Genomic DNA, 23,550 nt, shown 5'->3' on the forward strand with positions numbered 1-23,550 from the left:
AGCCTACGCACGGCGCCGGGTGCGTCCGCCGCGGGCGCAGAGCAACCCGCCGGCGAGCAGCAGGAGGCCGAGCACGCCCTGCCATCCGGCCACCGCCGACCCGGTCGCGGGCAGGGCACCGGCGTCCCCGGCACCGGCACCCTGCCCGCCGTCCTGACCATCCTGACCACCGTCAGCGCCACCGCCGTTCCCGCCGCCGGCACCGCCACCCGCCTGCGGTACGCCGGCACCCGGGTCACCCGTGCCCGGGCCGCTCCCCGGGGCGGCGGTGACGCTCAGCGTCGCCGTCGCGATGACGGTGTCGCCGGGTGCGGCGAGCACGGCGAACAGGCCGGTGCACGAGCACCGTCGCGGCGTCGGCACGACGTAAGAGCCGGTCACGGTCAGCTCGGCGGCCTGCGCGGAGCCGCACCGGTTCGCCGTGCACGAGCCGGGCGCCGTCACCGTGAACGTGGTGGCGTCGGTGACGTCGCCGACCTCGTTGTCGTAGGCGTCGACGCCCGCGGCCCGGAACGCCTGGGTCTGGCCCGCGGTCACGGTCGCGGTCCTCGGGGAGAGCACCACCCGGTCGACCGGGCCGGGCGTGAACCGCAGGCTGGCCACGTCCGAGAGGCCGTCGCGGCTTCCCGTGACGTCGTACGACGCCGCGACGGTGCTCGAGCACCGGTTGGCCGCGCAGGTCGCACCGGCCGGGGCGACGAAGGTGGTCTCGGCCGTGACGTCGTCGATCGGGTTGTCGTACTCGTCGTAGACGGTCGCGGTCAGGTCGACCGGCGTACCGACCGGGACGGTCGTGCTCGGCGGCTCGATCCCGAGGTGGTGGGGCAGGCCCGGGATCACGGTCAGGATCCCGACGAACAGCCAGCTCGGCCCGGCCTCGATGTCGGTGCCGTCGACCGCGCGCACCCGGATCACGTAGACGCCGGGCCTGGTCGAGCCACAGGTCTGGCCGGTGCAGCTGGCGCCGGCGCTGGCCTCCAGGTCGATGGCGTACGGCGTCGGGGTCGCCTCGGCGATGTTGCCGTACCGGTCCATGATGCCGGCGACGAAGTCCTGCGTCTCACCGGCACGGATGACCGCGTTGCTCGGGCCCAGGCCGCTCCGGGCCAGCGGCCCGGGGACCACGATCATCGTGGTGGTGGCGCTGAGGTCGCCGAGATGGGCGGTGACGGTGTGCTCGCCGGCGACGGTGGAGGTGCAGGTGTCGGCGCTGCATGCCAGGGTCCGCTCGCCGGCCGGCGTCGTCCAGCTGCCCGCTCCGGCGATCTCGAGGGTCGCGTCGTCGGTGACCGTGCCGATCGGCCGGTCCTCGGCGTCGTAGGCGTGGACCACGAAGGTGGCCGGTGTGCCGGCCTCGACGCTGGGCGCGGTCGCGGCCACCTCGATCCGGGCGATGCCCTCGCTCGGGTGGGCGTCGGCGTGCACCTGCAGGGTCGCGGTCGCGGTCCAACCGTCGAGCGCGGCGGTGACGGTGTAGGTGCCGGGCGTGGCCGAGGTGCAGGCGTTCGCGGTGCAGGTCCCCGGTGCGTCGATGTCGTACGTCGCACCGGCGGCGGGCCCGTGGTTGCCGAAGGTGTCGACGGTCGCCGCCTCGAAGGCTTGCGAGGCGCCGACCGTCACGGCGGCCGTGGCGGGGCTGAGGATGAGGCCGACCGGGGCGGCGGGCACCACCTCGACGCGCACCGGCTCGTTCATCACCAGGTCGTCCAGGGTGGCGAAGACGGAGTACCTCCCCGCGGCGGTCAGGATGCACGAGCCGCCCGGGCACGGCACCCGGCCCGACCCGTCGGCCGCGCCGGTCTCGGTGAGCCGGACGACGGTGAAGGTGGCCCGGTCGGTGACGTCGACGACGGTGCTCCCGGCGGTCTGCGCGCGGGCGACCAGCGTCAGGGTCTCGCCCGCGACGATGCTGGCGGGGGCATCGACGTCGAGCGCGGTCAGCACCTCGGTGCTCTCCTCGACCGTGATCGTGGCGGAGGCGGTCCGGGTCGGGTCGCTGCGCAGCGCGGCGGTGACGGTGTAGCTGCCCGGCGTCGTCGACGTGCACGTCGTGGTGCTGGCGTCGTCGTCGCAGGTGAGCCCGGTGTCCGCGCTGAAGTCGACGAGGTCGGCGGGCGAGATCGGGTTGCCGTGGCGGTCGGACAGCATCGCGGACAGGGTCGTGAGCCGGCCGGTCCCGATCGTGGTGGCCGCCGGGGTCAGCGCGATCCCCGCCGGCTCGCCCGGCGAGACCTGCAGTCCGGTGATGCTGGTGAAGCCGCCCCAGGTCGCCTTGATCACGAAGTAGCCGGCGGTCGTCGTGGTGCAGGTCGTCGCGGTGCAGGTCCCTGCACCGCCGACGAACTCGAGCTCGGCCTCGGCGCTGACGTCGTGCAGGTGCTGCCCGCTGCCGTCGACCGCCCACACGGTGAACCCGACCTGGTCGCCGGCTGCGAGCTCGGCCGGGGACGGGGTGAGGGAGATGCCCGTCGGGTCGACCGCCGCGGGGGCTGCGGGCTCCGCCCGGCCCTCGGCGGGCTTCGGGTCGGGCGTCGGGTCGGGCGTCGGCGAGGGGGTCGGCGCGGACTCCGGTGCGGGCGTCGGCTCCGGCGCCGCCTCGGGCGTGGGAACCGCGTCGGGCGTGGTCTCGGGAGTCGCCTCGGGTGTGGGCTCCGCAGTGGCCTCGGCGGCCGTCGCGGACGGCCCGTCCGTGGGGACCGCGGGGTCGTCGGCCACCGCGGGGGCGATGCCGGTCAGCAGGAGCAGGGTGGCCGCGCCGAGGGCGAGGGCCATCGCCGGGCGGCGGCGAGAAGGCATGGTGGGACTCCGATCGGGGACGCCGCAGGCCGAGCACGTTGCGGGCGAGTCCACCGAACGCCCCCGCACCACCGTCGGGCAACGCCGCGGAGCCCACATCGCCCCGAATGTCACCCAATCGGCGGCGTGGCTACAGCAGGTCGAGCTCGATCGCCCGCTCGATGACCGCCCTGCGCGAGCGCGCGCCGAGCTTGCGGTAGATCCGCTGCAGGTGGGTCTTCACGGTGTTCTCCGACAGGTGCAGCGCGGCGGCCAGGTCGCTGCGGGTGGCGTGCTGGGCGAGGGCGGCCAGCACGGTGCGCTCCTGCCGGGTGAGGGCGAGGACGGTCGGCGCGGCGACGACGCACGCGGGCACGGAGCCGGCGAGATGGGCGCGCACGTCGTCGGTGCCCCGCTCGTCGGCGGTACGCCGCAGCCCGGCCAGGTCCTCGGCGGGCAGGTGGGCCAGGTGCAGCCGGGCGCCGTCGACCCCGACCTGGGCGAGCACCCGCTGCAGCAGGGCCGCGGCGGCCTCCTCCTGTCCGGTGCGGGCGGCCGCGGCGGCGCCGACGGTGAGCAGCGCGGCACGGGACCGGGTGGTGTGGCCGGGGTGGGTCTCCAGGGTGGGCAGCGCCGCCAGGACCGCGTCGGCGTCGCCCGCGCAGAGGCTGGCGAGGGCGGTGGCGGGTGCCAGCTGGCCGGCGTACCGCGTCGGGGCATGGAGCACGCCGGTCGCCCGGGTGTGGTTGCCGGCGGCGAGCCAGGCCGTCGCCAGGGCGGCGCGGACGGCGGCCGCGGCGACGCTGTCGCGCATCACCGGCGGCACCGGCGTCCGCCGCAGCTGCTCCTCCACCCGCCGGGCCTCGGCCGCGGCCGACCCCAGGCCGACGTGGGCGTGCAGCAGCGTCCAGGTCATCAGTGGCCAGAACTCGGTGGTGTCGCGGAAGGCGCAGTCGTCGTAGGAGCCCGCGGCGCCCGCGAAGTCGAAGGCGTCGAGCAGCAGCACCGCCTCGCCGATCCGACCCAGGGCGTTGGCCCAGGACCGGTCCTCGCCGGACCGCCACGCCTCGGCGTCGACCAGGCTGCGAGCGGCCCGGGCCTGCTGTGCCCGGCCCTCGAACGCGGGCAGGCCGACGGCGTACACCGCCGTGTGGTTGCGGACTGTCGGCGCCGTCGCCATCGCCACCGCACGGGAGGTGGTGTCCCGCGCGCCCTCGGGGTCGCCGGCCAGGAACTGGGAGTAGGCGAGGTGGCGCAGCGCCATCGGGCCGAGGACGGCGAGTCGCTCGGGCTCCTCCTCGCTCACCCGGCGGAAGAAGGCGAGGGCCTCCGCGGCCGCCCGACCGGACTCCTCGATGCGGCCGAGGAGGCGGAGGCTGACGACCTTCGCGACGTACCCCAGCAGGTACTCGCCCGGCGTCGGGTCGGGGAAGCGCGGACCGTCCCAGCGCGCCGAGATCGCGAAGTAGTCGGCGGCGGCGCCGCGCAAGGCCGGGTCGCGGAAGCAGGCCAACCCACGGCCGAAGGCGAGGGCGGGGAACTGGGTGAGCGCCCGGCTCGGTACGGCGGCCAGGTGCCGGTCGACGAGGCTGGCGGAATGGGCGTCCTGGGTCGTCGCGACGGCGGCGGCGTAGACCCGCGCGGCGATGCTGAACAGCCCCGCACCCACCGCCATCTCGAGGGCGGCCTCGTGGCTGCCGTGGCGGTAGAGCCAGGTCGCGCTGCGCTCGGCGGCCCGCGCCTGCTCGGCCGGGGGCCGCTGCCGCGCCTCGGCGAGCATCGCCTCGCGCAGCGACTCGACGTACTGGAACACCTGGTGGCCGGGCGCGAAGGGGATCCAGCGGCCGAAGCCGTTCCACTCGAGGTCGTCGAGCATCTCCTTGACCTCCGCCGGGCCGGACACCGCGTCGGACAGCTCCAGGGCGAGGTCGGCGTCGAGGTACGGCGGCACGCTGGTCGCGAGCACGAAGGCGTAGGCCGCGCCGCCCTCGAGCTGTCCGCGCAGGTCCTCGGCGACCAGTGCCTGCCAGCCGGGCTCGCGGCGACCGACGACCGGCCGGGCCGGCTCGCGCGTGAGCATCGCCGCCCGCAGCGCGAGCGGGTAGCCGTGGGTCGCCTCGTGGAGCCGCGCGGCGCCGTCGTCGGACCCGGGAGCGCCGAACGCGGCGAGCAGGTCGCGGGTCTCGGCGAGGGTGAACGCGAGGTCGTCCTCGGTCAGCAGCCGCACCTCGCCGCGCAGGGTGCGGGCGGGGCTGGCGAGGCCGCCGGAGGTCCGGGTCGTGACGACCACTCGCAGCTGCGGGACCAGCCGGAGCAGCTGCAGCAGGTCGGCCTCCACCTGGGCAGCCGCGGAGCGGACCTTCTCGTAGGCGTCGACGACGAGGAGGGGACGGGCACTGGCCCGCAGGCCGCGGGCGATCACGGCGCCCGGGTCGGCGCTGGACTCGATCTCGGCCTGCAGGGCCGGGGCGGGCATCGTAGGGCCCGTCACCCCGACCCGTCCGGCGCCGGCCAGCACCGTCTGCCAGAACGCCGAGCGCGACGTGAGCTCGTTCTCGAGGGTCACCCACACGACGTCGGTGCCGGTGAGGGTCTCGACCCAGGCCCGGGCCAGGCTGGTCTTGCCGAAGCCGCTCGGCGCCGCGAGCACGCTCAGCCGCGGCTCCGGCTCGTCGAGGAGGGTGTGCAGGCGAGCGCGCGCGAGGAGCACGGGACCACCACCGGTCATGGCTCCTCCTCGACCCGAGTCGACGGCTGACGACGCCGGTTCCCATCATCCCGCAGGCGGGCCGACGGCGCAGGAGGAGGGCGCAGGAGGAGGACTCAGGAGGGGGACTCAGGAGGAGGACTCAGGAGGTGGGACCCGGACGGACCTGGGGGGATATGGTCCGTCCGGGCCGTACCGGTTTCACCGGCGTCGTCGCCCCACCCGCGACGCCGGCCCTGCCGGCCCCCGGTCGTCCGCGGTACGGACCCCGTGCGCCGGCGGGTCCAGCGAACCCCCACCATTGCCCGCGTGACAATGCTCCGTCGCGGATGTCGCCCGTCGAGTCACCCGCTCCTCGCGGTGATCGCGCTGCTGGCCGCCGTCGAGGTCGCCAGCGGCGTGATCCAGGGCTACTACGGACCGGTGATGGTGGACATCGCCCACGACCTCGACGTCCGGTACGCCGACCTCAACTGGCTCGAGGCCGCCCAGCTGGTGTTCTCGGCGCTGGTCGTGCCGCCGCTGGCCCGGCTGGGCGACCTGGTCGGTCACCGGCGGGTGCTGCTGGTCGCGACCGCGGTGACGGCGCTCGCGACCTGGGGCATCGCGTTCGCACCCAGCTTCCCGGCGATGCTGGTCGCCTGGACCCTGCAGGGCACCTACGTCGTCTGGCTGCCCATCGAGGTCGCCGTCATGCACCGGCGCACGGCCGGCCGGCCCGACCAGGGCCGGCTCACCCGGCGGGCCGCGGCGATCCTGGTCGCGACCCTCGAGCTCTCGGTCATCGTCGCCGCCGTGCTCGCCGGCCAGCTCGCCGACCGGGTCTCCCTGACCACGATGCTGGTGCTGCCGGCGGTCGTCGTCACGCTCTGCCTGCCGCTGCTCGCGCTGCTCGAGGAGATCCCCGGGCTGCCGGGCGGCCGGTTCGACTGGGGCGGCCTGGGCCTGATGGCGCTCGCCGTGCTCTCCGTGCTCGGCGGCCTGGTCGCGATCCGGCTCGACGGCCCCACCTCGCTCCCCGCCTGGCTCCTCGTCGCGATCGGCGTGGTCCTGCTCGTGCCCTGGTGGCGCTACGAGGCACGCCACCCCGACCCGATGATCGACGTCCGGCTGCTCCGGGAGCCGGCGCAGTGGAGCGTCCAGGCCACGGCCTTCCTGGTGGGGATGTCCCTGCTCGGCGCGCAGGTCCCGCTCTCGACGTACTTCCGCAGCGACCCGGACGTGCACGGCTACGGCTTCGGCCTGACCGCGGCCCAGGGCTCGGTCCGGATCGCGTTCTACGTGGCCTGCCTGGCGATCGGCGCGCTGACCCTCGGCCCGGTGAGCCGACGCCTCGGGGCCCGGGGCGCGATGGCGCTCGGCTGTGTCGTGTACGCCGCCGGGTACGCCGCGTGGCTGCCCTTCCACGCCAGCCCCGGCGCCGCCTGGGGAGTGATGGCCGTGATCGGGCTCGGCACCGGAGGCCTGGTCGCCGCGATCCCGGCCGCGGCGGCGGCCGTCGCCCCGCCGGGCCGGGTCGGCTCGGCCACCGGGCTCACCAACGCCGCGAAGACCGTCGGCGGCGGCATCGCGTCGTCGGTGTTCGCGATCTGCCTCGCCGGCTCCGGGGCGATCCGGGTCGACGGAGGCAGCCTCGGCGGCTACTACGCGGTCTGGTCGATCTGCGCGGCCTCCGGCCTGGTGGCTGCGGTGGTGCTGGGCGTCACGGCCCGGGCAGCGGCGAGCTCGGCGCTCAACCTCGAGCCAGCAGGTCCAGCTCGATCGCCTTCTCGATGACCCCGTCGCGGGAGTTGACGCCGAGCTTGCGGTAGATCCGCTGCAGGTGGGTCTTCACCGTGTTCTCCGAGACGTGCAGGGCCGTCGCGACGGCCGCGCGGGTCGGGTGGTGCGCGAAGGCCGCGACGACGAGCCGCTCCTGCGGGGTGAGCGAGATGCTGACGGTGCTGCCGGCCATGCAGTCGGGGACCGCTCCACCGAGGTAGCCGCTCAGCGCCACGTCGCCCTGCGTCTGGGCCAGCCCGCGCAGTGCGGCGAGGTCGGGCGCCGGGAGGTACATGAGGTGGGCCCGGGCGCCGGTCGGCCCGACCATCGCGAGGACCCGGTCCAGCAGGGCCGCCGCCGTGTCGGGACGCTCGCAGCGCAGCGCGGCGGCCGCGCCCAGGGTGAGCAGCGCGGCGCGGGACCGGGTCGTGTGGCCCGGCCGGCTCTCCAGACGGGGGAGCACGGCGACCGCATCGGCCGCCTCACCCGCCAGCAGCCGGGCCAGCAGCTGCGCGGGAGCCAGCTGTCCGGCGTACCTCGTGCGGGTGCGGAGCAGCGGGCCGGCCTTGGTGCGGTTGCCGCCGGCCAGCCACAGCACGGCCAGGGCAGCACGGACCGCGGCGGCGCCCAGGCTGTCCGCGGAGCCCGGCGGCGCCGGGGTGCGGTCCAGCGCCGCCTCGACCCGGTGCGCCTCGGTGGCGGCATGGCCCAGGCCGAGCCGGGCATGCATCAGCGTCCACGTGACGAAGGGCCAGAACTCGGAGGCCACGGCGAACGGGCAGTCGTCGTACTCCGCGACGGATGCGGTCAGCTCGAAGTCGTCGAGGAGCAGGCAGGCCTGACCGATCCGGCCCAGCGCGTTGACGTAGGTGTGCGTCTGCCCGGGGCGCCAGGCCGCGGGGTCGACGTGCTGCTGGGCCGAACGAGCCTCGGCGCAGCGACCGTCGAGCGCGTCGAGGCCGACCGCGTAGACCGCCGTGTGGTTGAGCGACTCGGGTCGGGTGCTCATCGTGATCGCCCGATTCACCGCGCTGCGCGCGGCGTCGACCTGAGCGTCCTGGAACAAGGAGTAGGCGAGGTGGCGCAGCGTCGCGGCGCCGAGGTCGGCGACGTGGTGCTGCTCCCCGTCGGGGATGGTGTCGAAGTGGGCCAGTGCGTGCTGCGCGGCACGGCCCGAGTCGTCGAAACGGCCCAGCACCCGCAGGCTGGCGACCTTGGCGGTGTGCACCATGAGCACCTCGCCCGGCGTCATGTCGGGCGGCGGGGGACCGACCCAGGAGGCCGGGATCCGGAAGTACTCCGCGGCCGCGCCGTGCAGCGCGGGGTCGCGGTGGCAGGCCAGGCCGCGGCCGAGCGCCAGCGCCGGGTACTGGGTCAGCGCCCGCCGGGGCACCGTCGCGAGCTGCCGGTCGAAGCGGCTGGTGGTGATCGTCTCGGGGTTGCTGACGACCAGGTCCGCGTAGACCCGCCCGACGACGTCGTACTGACGGGCGGCGACGGCGACCTCGAAGGCCGCCTCGAAGAGGCCGTGCCGGCGCAGCCAGGTGGCGGTGACCCGCGCGGCGCGGGCCTGCTGGGCGGCGGGCCGGCGGGCGGCGTCGGCGAGCATGGCGCTGCGCAGCGACTCGACGTACTGGAACACCTGGCGGCCCGGCGCGAACGGGATCCAGCGGCCGAATCCGTTCCACTCGAGCTCGGCCAGCACGCCCTTGACGTCGGCCGAGCCGGTCAGCTCGACGGCGAGGTCGGCGTCGAAGTACGGCGGCAGGCAGGTCGCCAGGACCAGCTCGTACGCCGCTCCGTCGCCGAGCTGGACGCGCAGGTCCTCCGCGACCAGCGACTGCCAGTCCGGGGTGTCGGGGTCCGTGCCGGTCCGTGCCAGCGAGAGCATGCCGGCGCGCACGGCCAGCGGGAAGCCTCCGGTCGCGGCGTGCAGCTCGCCGGCCTGCTCGGCGAGCCCGGGCTCGCCGAAGGCCGCGAGCAGCTCGCGGGTCTCCCCGGAGGTGAACGCGAGGTCGTTCGCGGTCAGCAGCTCGACGTCGCCGCGCAGGGTGCGGCCGGGGTTGCCGAGCCCGGCGCCGGTGCGGGTCGTGACGACCACCCGGAGCCCGGGCACCAGCCGGACCAGGCGCTGCAGGTCCGCGTCGACGGGACCGGTGTCGTCGCGCAGCCGCTCGTGGGCGTCGACGACCAGGACGAGGGGACCGCGTCCGGTCAGCGCGCCGGCGACGAGCTCGGCCAGGTCACCGGTCCGCTCGACGTCCCCGACCAGGCCGGCGGCCTCGTCGGACGGCAGCACGCCCAGCCGGCCGGCGGTGGTCAGCACCAGCTGCCAGAAGGTGGCGCGGCGTACGTGGTCGGTGTCGAGGGTGACCCAGACGACAGTGCCGGGGTCGCGGGTCGCGACCCAGCACCGCACCAGGCTGGTCTTCCCCGACCCGCTGGGCGCCGAGAGGACGACGATCCGCGGGTCCTCCTGGTCCAGCCGCTCGTGCAGCCGGGGACGCGCGAGGAGGACGGGTCCCGTCATCGGCGTCTCCCCCTTTCGGAGGAACCCTAGTGTCGGGACGCCGGGTCGGTGACGGTTTTGGTGAGCCTGGCTCGAGATGCGCCTCAGCCTTGATCCGTGGATGGGCGCCGTAGCGAGCGGCACCAGAGGGGTGCGATGGCAAGGCGCGGGCGCGAAGTCGTGCTTGTCCGCCCATCGAGCGTCCGCAACGCTGCCAGCGTGCCGCGCTGGTGCCGCGCAGTAGGCGAGCCATCCACGGATCGAGGCTCAAGCGCGGGCGTCGCCGCCCCAGTTGGCGAGCTTCACCGCGATGTCGTGCAGGCGGGCCTCGGGCACACCCTCGGCCTCGAAGGCCAGCTGGACATGGTCGCCCGACGTACGCGCCAGGCCGACCTTCCCGGCCTCGGGAAGGTGCTCGATGATCCGGATCAGGCGGTTGCCGATCCGGCCGAGCTGCGAGGCGTGGTCGTCGGAGAGCTGGCCGAGGGCCTCGGGCTCGCGGTGGTGCAGGGTCAGGCCGAGCCGGGCACCGGCGTCGTGGCGGGCGAGGATCCAGACCTCGTCCTCCCAGATCACCTGGCCGGGGGCGAAGGACGAGCTGTCGATGAGCGGCTGCGCGGACTCCGTCATGGCGACACTCTGCCATCCGCGGTTCCGGCGCGGAGCAGGACCCCCGAGTTTCCATCGGTGCAACGATCGTCCTGCTGCCGGACAGGAGAGGAGTATGGGAGAGGACGACTTCCGCCGCCTGTACGACGCGCACTTCGACGCCGTGCTCGGCTTCGCCCTGCGCCGCACCGACCGGCCGGAGGACGCCGCCGACGTCACGGCCGACACCTTCCTGGTCGCATGGCGGCGGGTGGCCCACGTGCCGCAGGGCGACGCCGCCCGCCCCTGGCTGTACGGCGTCGCCCGCCGCACCCTCGCCAACCACCGCCGCGGTGAGGGCCGCCGGGCTGCGCTCGGCGACCGGCTGCGCCGCCAGCTCGCCCATGCCGTGGCCGACCTCGCCGACGAGGTGGTCCACCGCGCCGACGTCACCGCCGCGATGAAGCGGCTCAGCGCCCGCGACGAGGAGGTACTCCAGCTGCACCTGTGGGAGGGCCTCGAGCCGCGCGAGATCGCCGACGTGCTCGGCGTCCCGGCGACCGTCGTACGGCCCCGGCTGTCGCGGGCCCGCTCGCGTCTTCGCGAGCTGCTCGGCAACGATCCGCCGGCCCCCGGACATCTCCCTGCAGAACCCGCCACCACGATCCGGAAGGAGGGCCCCCGATGAACAGCCCGATCACCGACGCCGGCGTCGCCGGCCTACCCATCCGCGAGGGTCGTGCCGAGCTGCTGGAGGAGATCATGTCCCTCGCCCCTGTCGAGACCACCGAGCCCGCGCCCGTAGGCCGCCATCGCCGTGTCCTGCCCGTCCTCGCCGCCGCGGCTGCCGTCCTGGCCGTGGTCGGTGGCGTCGCATGGCTGGGCCTGCAGCGCGATCCGCAGGCCACTGCGCCGGTACCCCTCGCCGACGGGCCGGGCGCCGGCCCCGGAGAGCTCGCCGTCCTCACCGCTCCCGGCTGGTCGGTCACCTATGTCACCGACGACCCGAAGAGCGGGGGCGAGCTCGACTACGAGCACGCCACGGACGACAGCACCCTCGAGATCATGTGGCGCCCCGCGAAGCTCTACGACGCCTACGTCGTCGACCGCAACGACATCGGCACCCCGGTCGACGTCGACCTGCTCGGCAAGCGCTCGTTGATGTGGGCCTACGGCAAGCGCGACCACACCGTCATCCGCCCCGTCGAGGGCAGGTTCTCGCTCGAGGTCCGTGGCTCCGGCATGGACGAGACCGCCTTCCGCGCGGTCCTCGCGCAGCTCGAGCTGGTCGGGCACGACCGGCTCCAGCAGCACCTGCCCGACGAGGCGATCCTCGACGACGAGCGGGCCGCCGCGATCGACGAGGCGTTGACCGGCATCCCGCTGCCCTCGACGTTGAGCCGGGCCGACATCCTCAGCACCGGTCTGACCCACTACGAGGTCGTCGCCGACGTCACCGCGGCGGTCACTTGCGCGTGGATCGACTGGTTCGAGAGTGCCCGCTCGGATCACCGGGCCGCGGCCGTCGAGCAGGCGCAGCAGGCGCTGGCCACCGCGCACGACTGGCCCGCCCTCGACGACATCGCCGACGAGGGCGGCTGGTCCGACGCGATCTGGCAGTACGCCGACATCGTGGTCGCCGGTGCCCCGACGGCGCGCGACCAGGAGCTGCTCGACGGCCGCTTCGACGGGATCGGGTGCCCGGGCGGCGGGAGTGCGGGTGGCCCCGCGATCGACGGGGTCCCGGCGCCGTAGTCTGTGGCGCGTGACGCTCGCGAACATCCCGCCCGCGCCGGCGCTCCCCGGCACCCGCCACCTGCACTCCGGGAAGGTCCGCGACCTCTACGAGCTCACCGAGGGCCCGTACGCCGGCAAGCTGCTGATGGTCGCCAGCGACCGGCTCTCGATCTTCGACTTCGTGCTGGAGACGACGATCCCCGACAAGGGCGAGATCCTCACCCGGATGTCGTCGTGGTGGTTCGACCAGCTCGCCCCGCTGGTCCCCAACCACGTCGTCTCGACCGACGTCCCCGACGCCGTCCGCGGCCGGGCGGTGATCTGCGAGCGGCTCGACATGTTCCCCGTCGAGTGCGTCGCGCGCGGCTACCTCACCGGCTCCGGCCTGCTCGACTACCGCGCCACCGGCGAGGTCTGCGGCATCGCCCTGCCCGCCGGCCTCGAGGACGGCAGTCGCCTGCCCGAGCCGATCTTCACCCCGGCCACGAAGGCCGAGCTCGGCGACCACGACGAGAACGTCTCGTACGACGCCGTGGCCGCCACCGTCGGCGCCGAGGCGGCCGAGGCGCTGCGCGAGCTGACCCTGCGGGTCTACGGCCGCGCCGAGGAGATCGCCCGCGAGCAGGGCATCATCCTCGCCGACACCAAGTTCGAGTTCGGCGTCGCGCCGGGCGGCGAGGGCACCATCGTGCTCGCCGACGAGGTGCTCACCCCCGACTCGTCGCGGTACTGGCCGGCCGACGACTGGCAGCCCGGCCGCGCGCAGGCGTCGTACGACAAGCAGATCGTGCGCAACTGGGCCCTCTCGCCCGAGAGCGGCTGGGACAAGGCGTCCGGCGAGGCGCCGCCGCCGCTGCCCGCCGAGGTCGTCGAGCGCACCCGCAGCCGCTACATCGAGGCCTACGAGCGGCTGACCGGCGAGAGGTTCTGACCCGACCCGCCCGCCCGGGCAGGTTGGTCCCGGGCACAAGCCCGTTCCGGACGGATTGGTCCCGCGACCAGTGACCGCCGTCACGACCGGCAAGTAGGTTGTGCCGCATGACGAACCTCGCCGAGTTCCTCGAGAACAGCGCCCAGTCCTATCCCGACCGCACGGCCATCGTCTTCGGGGACACCCGGCTGTCGTACCCCCAGGTCAACGGCGCCGCCAACCAGGTCGCCAACCTCCTCGTCTCGCGGGGCATCAAGCCGGGCGACAAGGTGGCGCTGAGCTGCCCGAACCTGCCCTACTTCACGATCATCTACTACGGCATCCTCAAGGCCGGCGCGAGCGTCGTACCGCTCAACGTGCTGCTCAAGGGCCGCGAGGTCGCCTACCACCTGGGCGACTCCGACGCGAAGGCCTACTTCGCCTTCCAGGGCACCCCCGACCTGGCCATCGGCGAGGAGGGGTACGCCGGCTTCCAGGCCGCCGACGGCTGCGAGCACTTCTTCGTCATCACCGCCGACCCGACGGCCCCCTCGCCGATCGAGGGCACCGAGACCTTCGGCCAGGCCCTCGCCGGCCAGCCGCCGACGTTCGACACCGTCGACGTCTCCGACGACGACACCGCCGTGATCCTCTACACCTCCGGCACCACCGGCCAGCCCAAGGGCGCCGAGCTGCGGCACCGCAACATGCGCGACAACGCGCTCGCCGGCAAGGACCTGTTCGGCGCCGACCCGGCCAACCCCGACACCTTCTTGTGCGTGCTGCCACTGTTCCACTCGTTCGGCCAGACCGTCATCCAGAACGGCGCCTTCGCCTTCGGCGGCACGGTCGTGATGCTGCCGCGCTTCGAGGCGGCGCCGGCGATCGCGCTGATGCTCAAGGAGAAGGTCTCCTTCTTCGCCGGCGTCCCGACGATGTACTGGGGCCTGCTCAACGCCCTCGACGAGACCGTCGACGTCAAGGCCCTCGCCGAGAACCTGCGGGTCGCGGTCGCCGGTGGCGCGGCCCTCCCGGTCGAGGTGCACCACCAGTTCGAGGAGCGCTTCGGCGTGGTCATCCTCGAGGGCTACGGCCTCTCCGAGACCTCGCCCGTCGCGAGCTTCTCGCGGCTCGGCTCGCCGGTCCGGGTCGGCTCCATCGGTACGCCGATCCCCGGCGTCGAGATGAAGCTGCTGGAGCCGGAGTCCTGGGACGAAATCGATGCAGGCAAGGACCCCGACGGCACCTCTGCTGTTGGGGAGATCGCCATCAAGGGCCACAACATCATGAAGGGCTACTACAAGCGGCCCGATGCCACCGCCGAGGCGATCAGCGAGGACGGCTGGTTCCGCTCCGGCGACCTCGGCCGCAAGGACGCCGACGGCTGGTACTACATCGTCGACCGTTCCAAGGACATGATCATCCGCGGCGGCTTCAACGTGTACCCGCGCGAGATCGAGGAGGTCCTCCTCACCCACCCGGCCGTCTCCCTGGCCGCCGTGATCGGTGTCCCGCACGAGAGCCACGGCGAGGAGATCAAGGCGTTCGTCATCCTCAAGCCGGGCGCCAGCGCCACGCCTGAGGAGATCGTGACCTGGGGCAAGGAGCAGATGGCGGCCTACAAGTACCCGCGCATCGTCGAGGTCGTCGAGAGCCTGCCGATGACCGCCACCGGCAAGATCCTCAAGCGCGAGCTGTCCTAGCCCCGCCCTAGCCCCGCCCTAGCCCCGCCCTAGCCCCGCCCTAGCCCCGCCCTAGCCAGCCCGCAGCACCTTACGGGCGAGCCGGAGCACCGTGTCCTCGGTGCTCCGGCCCAGCCCCGCCCCCCAGCGGCTGTAGTCGATGTTGACGAGCAGGTTGCCCTTGCGCAGCCACAGCTCGCGCCGGCTGTTGGCGTAGCCGTCCTCGGCCACGGTCGCGTCGCTGGCCAGCAGGTCGGCACGGTCGCCGAGGCCCCTCACCCGACGGGCGTCGTACACGCTCGCGGCGTGGATCGCCGCGGCGGTCGCCGTGGCGTCGGCGCCGGAGAAGCGCGAGCCGTCGACGGCGTACGCGTGCGCGGTGAGGTCGTCGGCCTCGTCGCCGGCCTCGGTCCAGGCGCAGGAGGAGACCCGCGGGTTCACGCCGCTGCGCGTGATGACGGTCTTCTCGAGGAGTCCCGCACCCCGCGCGTCGCGGTCGAGCAGTGCGCACACGTCCGGTGCGGCGGCACGGTCGCCGTCCGCCGGCCGGGCCGGGTCGGCGCCGAGGTCGAGCCCGTACGACGCCAGCGCTTCTCGCGCGACCAGCAGCAGCCCGTCCTCCACCTGTCCCAAGGGCGGCGGTGCGGCGTGTCGGTAGCCGACGTCGAAGCCGCCGGCGTACTGCGCCACGACCACCACGTTGCGCACCCGCACCACGAGGTAGCCGGCCGTGTCGGCGCCGATCGACCCGCTGAGGTCGGCCGCCGAGACGGCCCATGCCTCGTCGCCCAGGCCGTCGACCGGCCGGGCCGGGGCGAGCTCGAGCTCGACCCGGTTGCCGGTGCGCCCCGGCGCCTCGGCGACCAGCTGCCGGACGACCTCCTCGGCGGCCTCGGTCGCGGTCCGCGCCTCCTGGTCTCCGGCGGCGGGCGTGGGCCGGGCGACGGTCACGTCGACCCACAGGTCCCGGCTGGAGTACGACGGCTCGGCGGTCTCCGACCAGTGGCAGTCGATCGGGGCCGGGAGGTCGCGGCTCGCGTCGAGCGCGAGCAGGTGGAGGGACCGGTCGCTGACTGCGAGGCAGTCTGCGACATCGCGGACATCGCCGTCCTGCCAGGCCGGCTCGGCCTGGGGCGCGGTCACCTCGGGATCGGCGTCCGGCAGGGTGACCCGGCGGATCTCGTCGGCGGTGCCGAGCAGCACGGCGTCGCCGTCGAGGGCGAGGGCGGACGACGGCTGCGGGACGACGCCCATCACGCCGCTGTCCTCACCGGTGCGCAGGTCCCAGCGGTGCAGCCAGGTCCGGCCCTCGTCGTCGCCGGACCGGCGCTGCGCGTCGGACGTGGCGACCACGACGCCGTCGGCGTCCACGCCGGCCACGGTCCGGACGAGCAGGTTCGTGCCCGGCTCCTGGACCTGCCTGCTCCACAGCTGCTCGCCGGTCGCCAGGTCGAAGGCGTACAGCCGCGCTCCGGACCGGACGTCGCCGGGGGACGTCGTACTGCCGACGAGCACGTCGCCGGCCACGCCGAGCGCGGTGAACGCACTGCCCGCGTACGCGTCGAGCTGCCGGCCGATCGCCACACCGGGGGTGGGGTCGTCCCGGGTGAACCGCCGCAGCGTGGTGTGGCCGCGCTCGGTGAGGGCGAGGACGAGGGGGTCGGAGCTGACCACCGCACCCGGCCGCAGGTCCCCGCCACGGCGCCCGGCCGCCCGGTGCCACAGCTGCTTGCCGGAGTCGACGTCGTAGAGGGCGAAGGCGCCCTCGCCGTCGGTCTGCGGGATCCAGCCGGTGCCGTGGTCGTCGGGCGTGCTCGCGTCGACCGGGTCGTGCCAGACCGCGAGCGTGCGGCCGTCGGAGTCCGCCTCGTTCGCGCACTTGCGGTCGTGCGGCGCGATGACGCCGAGCCGGCTCCCGTCCGCGACCGCGAGCCGCGTGACCTGGCCGCAGAACTGGACCAGGGTGAGCGCCCGCTCCCCGAGCCCCAGCGCCATCCCGCCGCTGTCGTACCGCTTCGACACCAGCGGGATCCGGACCGTCCAGCGCAGCTCGCCGGTGACCCCGTCGACGAGGGACACCGTCTGGCACTTCCTGCCGTGGGTGACGGCGACGTCGCCGGCCGCGTTGGGCTCACTCGCCGCGCACTTGGCGTCCACGTCCTGAGTCCAGCGGACCGATCCGTCCTTGCCGAGTGCGGTCACCCCGGAGCCGGCCACGACGTACCCGTCGGCCGTCGGCGTCACGCGGGCGTTGAGCGCGCTGACGGGTCGGGTCCAGTCGACGCTGAGCTCGGCGGGCCGGGGACCGGCACTACCGCCGGACCTGCCGGCCGGCTCGTCGGCCGTGTCGCAGGCGGCCGCCGTCAGGGCCAGCAGGACGGCGGCGACGGACGCGGCGGTACGACGAGGGGCCCGGAGCATGGGACGCCTCCTACCCCGGCGGCCGCGGGCCGAACCCGCGGCTCAGGCGAACGGGTTCGGCAGCGCCCCCGGCAGCTTGGCGAGCAGCTCGCGGGCCTGCGCGGCCACCTTGTGCTCGACCAGCACCTCGTAGCGGGTGGCGACCACGGAGCTGACCGAGGAGAAGTCACGCTGGCCGCGGGTCACGGCGTACCCGGCCAGGGCGAAGATGACGCCGAACGCGATGCCCATCAGCGTCGTGGACAAGATGATCGCCCACGTGTCGCCCGTGCCGAAGAAGCTGAACAGGACGCCGACGAACAGCCCGAACCACAGTCCGCTCATCGCACCGCCGGCGGCCACGCGGCCGCTGGTGAGCCGGCCGGTGATCCGCTCGACCTGCTTGAGGTCGGTGCCGACGATCATGCAGTTCTGCACGGGGAATCCCTCGTCGGAGAGGAAGTCGACGGTGCGCTGCGCGGTCGCGTAGTCGTCGTACACGGCCAGCGACTGGGGGAACTCGAGCGCCAGCAGGGAGCGCGAGAACGCGCCGGGAGTGGGGTTGCTCATGGCCCCAGTCTGCCCGGCGCGCGGCTCGGCCTGGTGATTCCAGGCTCACCTGCCCTCGGTGACCTCGTAGATGTGGTCGGCGAGCAGGCCGTGGGCCTCGCGGTGCACCCGGGCGGCGGTCTCCGCGTCGGGGGCCTCGACGAGGCAGAAGACCTTGCCGGCCGTCTCGTCGACCCAGTAGCTCTTGTACTCCACGCCGTACTGGGCCTGCACCCGCAGGTCCTCGGCGTGGGCACCCGCGACATCGGCCGCGGTGGCGCCGTCGGGCAGGGTGTCGTGCACGTCCATGAAGAGTGCCATCGTCTCGTTCCTTCGCTCGGTGGATGTCTGCCACAATCAGGCTCGTGGCTCGGTCGCCCGTGGACCATGACCGTGCCCCCGAACTACCTGACCAAGAACCCACGGACGCACTCGGGACCGCCCTGGACGGCCTGCAGGTCGGCGGCGCGATCTTCCTGCGCGCGCACTACACCGAGGCCTGGGCGTTCCGGTCGGTCCCCAACGCCGACCTGGGCGCCCTCCTGGCCCCCGAGGCGCGCCGGATCGTCCCCTTCCACCTGGTCGACGCCGGGCGCTGCTGGATCGAGGTCGGCGACGAGCGGCACTGGGCCGAGGCCGGCGACGTCATCGTGCTGCCGTACGGCGACCGCCACCGGATGGGCGGCACCCGGGACGCGGTCGTGGTCGAGGTCGGCGGCCTGGTGCCGCAGCCGCCGTGGACCCGGATGCCGTTCATCGAGCACGGCGAGGGCGGCGAGCTCACGCACATCGTGTGCGGCTACATCACCTGCGAGGACCCGCTGTTCGACCCGGCGCTGCGGGCGCTGCCTCCTGTGCTCGTCGTACGCCTCGAGGGGGCTGCCGCCCAGTGGGTCCGGGCCAGCGTCGACTACGCGCTCCAGCGCACCGGCCTGGTCGACCCGGGCCACGCCGAGACGCCCCGCGAGCTGGTCCGGCTGCTCCTGCTCGAGGTGCTCCGGTTGCACCTCGCGAGCGCGCCGGCCGCCGACCGAGGCTTCGTGCGGGCGCTGCGCGACCCGGTGGTCGCCCCGGCGGTGGCGGCGATCCACCGGGCCCCGGAGGAGCACTGGACGGTCCGCGAGCTCGCCAGCGCCTGCCGGGTCTCCGCGTCTCTGCTCGACGACCGCTTCCGCAGCGTCCTCGGGATGCCCCCGATCCGCTATCTGACGACCTGGCGGATGCACGTCGCCCAGGACCTGCTGGCCACCACCCACCTCGGCGTCGCCGTGATCGCCCGACGGGTCGGCTACGAGTCGGAGGAGGCCTTCAGCCGCGCCTTCAAGCGCAAGCACGGCGTCGCGCCGAGCGTGTGGCGCCGCGGCTGATCGGGCGGCCGGCCGGCCGTGTCCGCGACGGCGACCGCGAATCGGTCCCAGCGCCCGGCGGCACTAGACTGCGGGCCGTGGCCCGAGTCGTCGTTGCTGTCATGCCGAAGCCCGAGATCCTCGACCCCCAGGGGAAGGCCGTCCAGGGCGCACTGCCCCGGCTGGGCTTCGCCGGCGTCACCGACGTCCGCCAGGGCAAGCGGTTCGAGATCGAGCTCGAGGGCGACGTCACCGACGCCGTGCTCGCCGAGGTCGAGAAGATGGCGGAGACGCTGCTCTCGAACCCGGTCATCGAGAACTACACCGTGAGCGTCGAGCAGTGAGGATCGGCGTCGTCACCTTCCCGGGCTCCCTCGACGACGTCGACGCGCAGCGCGCGGTCCGGATCGGCGGCAACGAGGCCGTTGCCCTCTGGCACGGGGACGCTGACCTCAAGGGCGTCGACGCGGTCATCCTCCCGGGTGGCTTCTCGTACGGCGACTACCTGCGCTGCGGCGCCATCTCCCGGTTCGCCCCGGCGATGGGCAAGGTCGTCGAGGCGGCCGCCGCCGGCATGCCGGTGCTCGGCATCTGCAACGGCTTCCAGATCCTCTGCGAGTCCCACCTGCTGCCCGGCGCGCTGATCCGCAACGACCACCGCAAGTTCGTGTGCCGCGACCAGCTGCTCCGCATCGAGAACAACCGCACCGCCTGGACCTCGGCCTACGAGCAGGGCCAGGAGATCCGGATCGTGCTCAAGAACGGCGAGGGCGGCTTCGTCGCCGACGCCGAGACCCTCGCCCGGATCGAGGGCGAGGGCCAGGTCGTGGCGCGCTACCTCGAGGTCAACCCCAACGGCTCCCTCGACGACATCGCCGGCGTCACCAACGCGCGCGGCAATGTCGTGGGCCTGATGCCCCACCCCGAGCACGCGGTCGAGAAGCTCACCGGCAGCGGCCTCGACGGGCTCGGCTTCTTCACCTCGCTCGTCGAGACCGCCTTCGCCTGACCCGTCCTCGGGCGGCTGTGTTCCGCACCCCATACGTTCTGGCTGCGGATTCAGGAGTTTCGCGACCAATTCGTATGGGGTGCGGTGCCGACTCAGCTGAGCCGGCGGTTGAGCCCGGCGCGCCCGACGGCGTACGAGCCGCACGCGGCCAGCACGACGCCGATGACAGGTGGCACGCCGAACTCGGTCTCCTTGGCGATCCACGCGATGCCACTGGCGAGTGCGTAGACCGCGAGGTTGGGGACGTTGAGGGCGGGCAGGCGCTCGCCCTCGGGCATCCCGCCGCGGCGCCAGCGGGCGAGGTAGTCGCCGATCACCACGCCGCCGAGCGGCGGGATGAAGACGCCGAGCAGGACCAGGTAGTCGACCAGGTGGTTCTGCACGCCGGCCAGCGCGAGCACGGTGCCGATCACCGAGCCGCCGATCACGAACGGCGTCTTCTTGGGCTTCTCGAACAGCTCGGCTCCCGCGACCCCGAAGGCGTACGCCGTGTCCGCGTTCGACTTCCACAGGTTGCCGAACAGCAGCACCAGGCCCCAGGTGACCAGGCCGAGGTCGTAGAGCACGAGCACGAAGTCGCCCTGGCCGAAGGTCATCGCGCCGGTCGCCCCGAAGAAGATCATCAGGCCGTTGCCGATCAGGAAGCCGATCACGCAGGCGACCAGCGCCTGGCTGCCGCTGCGGGCGAACCGGGTCCAGTTGGGTGCCTGGGTGCCCGCCGAGACGAAGGTGCCGACCACCGTGGTGATCGCGACGGCCATGGTCATCGAGCCGTTGGGCTGGACGTCGGCCAGCCCGGACCAGCCGCCGACCTCGTCGAGGGAGCGGAAGAGCACCCAGAAGGCGAGGATCAGGATGAGTGGGGTGGAGATGGCCGAGACCCAGTACATGCCGCGGTAGCCGTAGCAGGCGGTCAGGCACATGAGCACGCTGGTCACGATCATCACCGCGGCCTTGGCGAGGTCGGACTCCCAGGAGAACGCCTGCGCGGTGAGGTCGCCGATGGTGCCGATGACGACGCCGTACCAGCCGATCTGGGTGCCGCCGAGCAGGATCGAGCCGAGCTTGCTGCCGCGGTGCCCGAGCACGTAGCGGGCCATCACGACCGTGGTGAGGCCGGTGTTGGCGCCGATCCAGCCGAGCAGTGCGACGTAGGTGCCGAGGACCAGCGAGCCGAGCAGGATCACCCGGACCAGCTCGCCGAGGGCGAACGCCGAGCCGAGCTGGGCGCCGGCGAGCATGGTCGGGGTGAACACGGTGAACCCGAGCAGCACCACCGCGAGCGAGAGGAACGACTTGCGGGCGTGGGCGGGGACCGGGGTGACCGGGTAGTCGGGGTCGACGACGGCCTGCGTGCTCCCGGCGGCGGGCTGGACCGTGTCGTCGGACAGGGTCATGCCTCCTCCCCGATGTCCTCGGCCCACAGGTCCGGCTTCTCCCGCATCATCGTGGCCATCAGGTCCAGGCAGGTCGGGTCGTCGAGCACGTCGACCACGACGCCGCGCGAGCGCAGCCACTCCTCGGAGGCCTGGAAGCTCCTGTTCTCGCCGACCACGATCCGCGGGATGTCGTAGAGCACCGAGGTGCCCGCGCACATGAAGCAGGGGGACAGCGTGGTGTACAGGGTGCTCGCCCGGTAGATCTTGGCGGGCAGCCGGCCGGCGTTCTCGATGCAGTCGGTCTCGCCGTGCCGGATCGCGGAGCCGAGCTGGACCCGGCGGTTGCGGCCGACGGCGAGCACCTCGCCCTCGTGGACGAGCGCGGCGCCGATGGGGATGCCGCCCTCCTCCCAGCCGATCCGGGCCTGCTCGATCGCCAGGTCGAGGAACCTGCGGTCGTCGTCGGTGCTCATGGGTGCCTCCGCGTCGGGGTGGGGACGGTGTGTCGGGGCTCACATCACCACGCGCACCGGAGGTCGACAAGGGACATACTGTCTGGTGTGAGCGTCAATTCTGCGGACGGAACGTCCTGATGGGGGCAACTCTCGCCGAGGTGCTGGCCCTGCCGTCGTTCCGGGCTGCCAACACCGAGGTGCTCGTCGGCGACGTCGAGCGGGTCCAGGTCCGCTGGGTGCACTCCTCGGAGGTCTTCGAGATGGGGGCGCTGCTCGCGGGCGGCGAGGTGCTGCTGACCACCGGGCTGGGCCTGCACGGGCGCACGGCCGACCACCTGGCGTCGTACGTCGACCAGCTGGCCGACGCGGGCGTCGCGGCCCTCGCGCTGGAGCTGGGCCGGACCTTCTTCACGGTGCCCGAGCCGATCCTGGCCGCCGCGCGTCGGCGCGACCTGGCGCTGCTGGCGTTCCCGACGATGGTGCCGTTCGAGCGGATGGTCGAGGACTTCCACGAGCTGCTCGTACGACGACGGGTCGCCTCGGGCGGGGACGCCGGGGACGCCGGTTGGCGGGCGCTGACCCAGGTGGTGATCGAGGGCCGCGGGCTGCGTGCCCTGCTCGACGAGGTGTCCCGGCTCGCGGGCTGCGGCGTCGAGCTGCGCGACCCCGACGGCCAGACCGTCGAGCGGAGTCGGATCGCGTCGGTGTCGGAGGAGGCCGGCGTCTCGACCCCGGTCCGTGGGCCGTCCGGCCCGCTCGGCGTGCTGCGCCTGCTCGGCGAGGAGAGCCAGGACCGGCTGCGGCTGGCCGAGGTCGCGGCGCACGCCGTGGCGCTCGAGGTGGGGCGGGGGAGCGGGGCCGGGCACCGGCCCGGGCCCGCGCAGTCGCTGGTCTCCGACCTGGTCGCCGGCGTGGTGGTCTCCCGGGCCGACGTGCTGCACCGGCTGACCGCGCTCGGCTGGCCGCCGCAGGAGGGTCGCCACCTGGTCGTGGCGGCGGTCGAGGTTGATGCCGCCGTACCGCTGACGGACGCGGTGGCCGCCACCGAGGCGGTGTTCCACGAGGAGGAGCGGGGCGACCCGGCGGTGCTGGTCGGCATCAGCGGCGGGCATGTCGTGGTCGTGCACCGCGGCGGCCGGCGGCCGGTGCCGGCCCAGGTCCGCGACGAGCTGGAGGCCGCGCGGGAGCGGCTGGCCGACCGGCTCCCGGGCCGGGTGCTGGTCGCCGCGACGACGCCGGTCGCCGACGCCGGCGACCTCGCCGCGGCCGTCGGCCGCGCCCGGCAGGTGCTGCGCACCGCGCGGCGCTACGGCCGGCGCGACGGTGTCGTGATGGAGCGCGACGTGGCCGCCCACCGGCTGGTCACCTCGGCCGTCGACCCGGCGGTGATGCGGGCGTTCGTCCGCGAGCAGATCGGGCCCCTCGTCGACCACGACCGCGAGCACCGCAGCGAGCTGCTGCGCACGCTCGACGCCTACCTCGCCTGCTCGCTCTCCAAGGCCCGGACCGCAGACCTGCTGGGGATCCGCCGGCAGTCGCTCTACGACCGGCTGTCCCGGATCGAGCGGCTGCTCGGCGTCTCCCTCGACGAGCCCGACCACCGCACCGGCCTCGGGATCGCGCTCCTGGGCTGGCGGATGCGGACCGGGCTCGACCCGCAGGTCGGCTTCGGCGGCTGATCGGCTTGTAACTAAGTGTTACGCGCCGAATTCCGGTGCAACAGCGCCCGGGTAGCAGCCACAA

General features: G+C 73.9%; 18 protein-coding genes. 9 read left to right on the plus strand and 9 right to left on the minus strand.

The features are described from left to right. Positions 1-3: 3 nt before the first annotated feature. Complete coding sequence (locus FBY23_RS05340) at positions 4-2,796, minus strand: hypothetical protein (protein WP_141797201.1); 2,793 nt, start codon at positions 2,794-2,796, stop codon at positions 4-6. A 130-nt stretch (positions 2,797-2,926) separates the two neighbouring features. Next, positions 2,927-5,503, minus strand: coding sequence for a LuxR C-terminal-related transcriptional regulator (locus FBY23_RS05345; RefSeq protein WP_141797202.1), 2,577 nt, complete (start codon positions 5,501-5,503; stop codon positions 2,927-2,929). 294 nt (positions 5,504-5,797) lie between these two features. Between FBY23_RS05345 and FBY23_RS05350 the strand changes: the two genes are divergently transcribed. Continuing rightward, positions 5,798-7,258, plus strand: coding sequence for an MFS transporter (locus tag FBY23_RS05350; RefSeq protein WP_141800872.1), 1,461 nt, complete (start codon positions 5,798-5,800; stop codon positions 7,256-7,258). Here the strand turns inward: FBY23_RS05350 and FBY23_RS05355 are convergent. Continuing rightward, positions 7,215-9,773, minus strand: coding sequence for a LuxR C-terminal-related transcriptional regulator (locus FBY23_RS05355; RefSeq protein WP_141797203.1), 2,559 nt, complete (start codon positions 9,771-9,773; stop codon positions 7,215-7,217). The two genes, FBY23_RS05350 and FBY23_RS05355, sit on opposite strands and share 44 nt — an antisense overlap. Before the next feature lie 246 nt (positions 9,774-10,019). Continuing rightward, on the minus strand, positions 10,020-10,382 hold the full coding sequence (locus tag FBY23_RS05360) for a hypothetical protein (protein ID WP_141797204.1): 363 nt from the start codon (positions 10,380-10,382) through the stop codon (positions 10,020-10,022). A 94-nt stretch (positions 10,383-10,476) separates the two neighbouring features. Between FBY23_RS05360 and FBY23_RS05365 the strand changes: the two genes are divergently transcribed. The 4 genes from FBY23_RS05365 (at position 10,477) to FBY23_RS05380 (ending at position 14,690) form a co-directional block, all read left to right on the plus strand. Further along, positions 10,477-11,028, plus strand: a complete 552-nt coding sequence (locus FBY23_RS05365) for an RNA polymerase sigma factor (protein WP_141797205.1) — start codon at positions 10,477-10,479, stop codon at positions 11,026-11,028. Beyond that, positions 11,025-12,095 carry a hypothetical protein gene (locus FBY23_RS05370; RefSeq protein WP_141797206.1) on the plus strand — a complete coding sequence of 357 codons (1,071 nt, stop codon included), beginning with the start codon at positions 11,025-11,027 and terminating at the stop codon, positions 12,093-12,095. The genes FBY23_RS05365 and FBY23_RS05370 overlap by 4 nt, the downstream gene beginning before the upstream one ends. A 10-nt stretch (positions 12,096-12,105) precedes the next feature. Continuing rightward, complete coding sequence (locus FBY23_RS05375; protein ID WP_141797207.1) at positions 12,106-13,008, plus strand: phosphoribosylaminoimidazolesuccinocarboxamide synthase; 903 nt, start codon at positions 12,106-12,108, stop codon at positions 13,006-13,008. Positions 13,009-13,115: 107 nt separating this feature from the next. Beyond that, entirely contained in the window at positions 13,116-14,690 is a 1,575-nt protein-coding gene (locus FBY23_RS05380) for a long-chain fatty acid--CoA ligase (protein ID WP_141797208.1), read from the plus strand. Positions 14,691-14,741: 51 nt separating this feature from the next. On the opposite strand, the gene FBY23_RS05385 is transcribed toward FBY23_RS05380, so the two are convergent. Genes FBY23_RS05385 through FBY23_RS05395 form a run of 3 tightly spaced genes read right to left on the minus strand, consistent with a single transcriptional unit; the run spans position 14,742 to position 17,939 of the window. Beyond that, positions 14,742-17,090: a PQQ-binding-like beta-propeller repeat protein gene (locus FBY23_RS05385; protein WP_141797209.1), complete on the minus strand. Its 2,349-nt coding sequence runs from the start codon at positions 17,088-17,090 to the stop codon at positions 14,742-14,744. Between the two features lie 42 nt (positions 17,091-17,132). Continuing rightward, on the minus strand, positions 17,133-17,639 hold the full coding sequence (locus FBY23_RS05390) for a general stress protein (RefSeq protein ID WP_141797210.1): 507 nt from the start codon (positions 17,637-17,639) through the stop codon (positions 17,133-17,135). Positions 17,640-17,684: 45 nt separating this feature from the next. Further along, complete coding sequence (locus tag FBY23_RS05395; protein WP_141797211.1) at positions 17,685-17,939, minus strand: DUF4242 domain-containing protein; 255 nt, start codon at positions 17,937-17,939, stop codon at positions 17,685-17,687. A 44-nt stretch (positions 17,940-17,983) separates the two neighbouring features. On the opposite strand from FBY23_RS05395, the gene FBY23_RS05400 reads away from it, so the two are divergent. The 3 genes from FBY23_RS05400 (at position 17,984) to purQ (ending at position 19,973) form a co-directional block, all read left to right on the plus strand. Continuing rightward, positions 17,984-18,985, plus strand: coding sequence for an AraC family transcriptional regulator (locus tag FBY23_RS05400; protein WP_260805769.1), 1,002 nt, complete (start codon positions 17,984-17,986; stop codon positions 18,983-18,985). Between the two features lie 77 nt (positions 18,986-19,062). Beyond that, positions 19,063-19,308: a phosphoribosylformylglycinamidine synthase subunit PurS gene (gene purS, locus FBY23_RS05405; RefSeq protein ID WP_141797213.1), complete on the plus strand. Its 246-nt coding sequence runs from the start codon at positions 19,063-19,065 to the stop codon at positions 19,306-19,308. Next, positions 19,305-19,973, plus strand: coding sequence for a phosphoribosylformylglycinamidine synthase subunit PurQ (purQ, locus tag FBY23_RS05410; protein ID WP_141797214.1), 669 nt, complete (start codon positions 19,305-19,307; stop codon positions 19,971-19,973). Before purS ends, purQ begins: the two co-directional genes overlap by 4 nt. A 92-nt stretch (positions 19,974-20,065) precedes the next feature. Here the strand turns inward: purQ and codB are convergent, their stop codons facing one another. Further along, a complete protein-coding gene (codB, locus tag FBY23_RS05415) occupies positions 20,066-21,370 on the minus strand; it encodes a cytosine permease (protein WP_141797215.1) in 1,305 nt (434 codons plus the stop codon). Further along, positions 21,367-21,825 carry a nucleoside deaminase gene (locus tag FBY23_RS05420; RefSeq protein WP_141797216.1) on the minus strand — a complete coding sequence of 153 codons (459 nt, stop codon included), beginning with the start codon at positions 21,823-21,825 and terminating at the stop codon, positions 21,367-21,369. Before FBY23_RS05420 ends, codB begins: the two co-directional genes overlap by 4 nt. Before the next feature lie 119 nt (positions 21,826-21,944). Here FBY23_RS05420 and FBY23_RS05425 point away from each other — a divergent pair, with 119 nt between their 5' ends. Beyond that, on the plus strand, positions 21,945-23,486 hold the full coding sequence (locus FBY23_RS05425) for a PucR family transcriptional regulator (RefSeq protein WP_141797217.1): 1,542 nt from the start codon (positions 21,945-21,947) through the stop codon (positions 23,484-23,486). The last annotated feature ends 64 nt before the right edge of the window (positions 23,487-23,550 follow it).

It is taken from the genome of Nocardioides sp. SLBN-35, assembly GCF_006715725.1.
Classification (GTDB): Bacteria; Actinomycetota; Actinomycetes; order Propionibacteriales; family Nocardioidaceae; genus Nocardioides.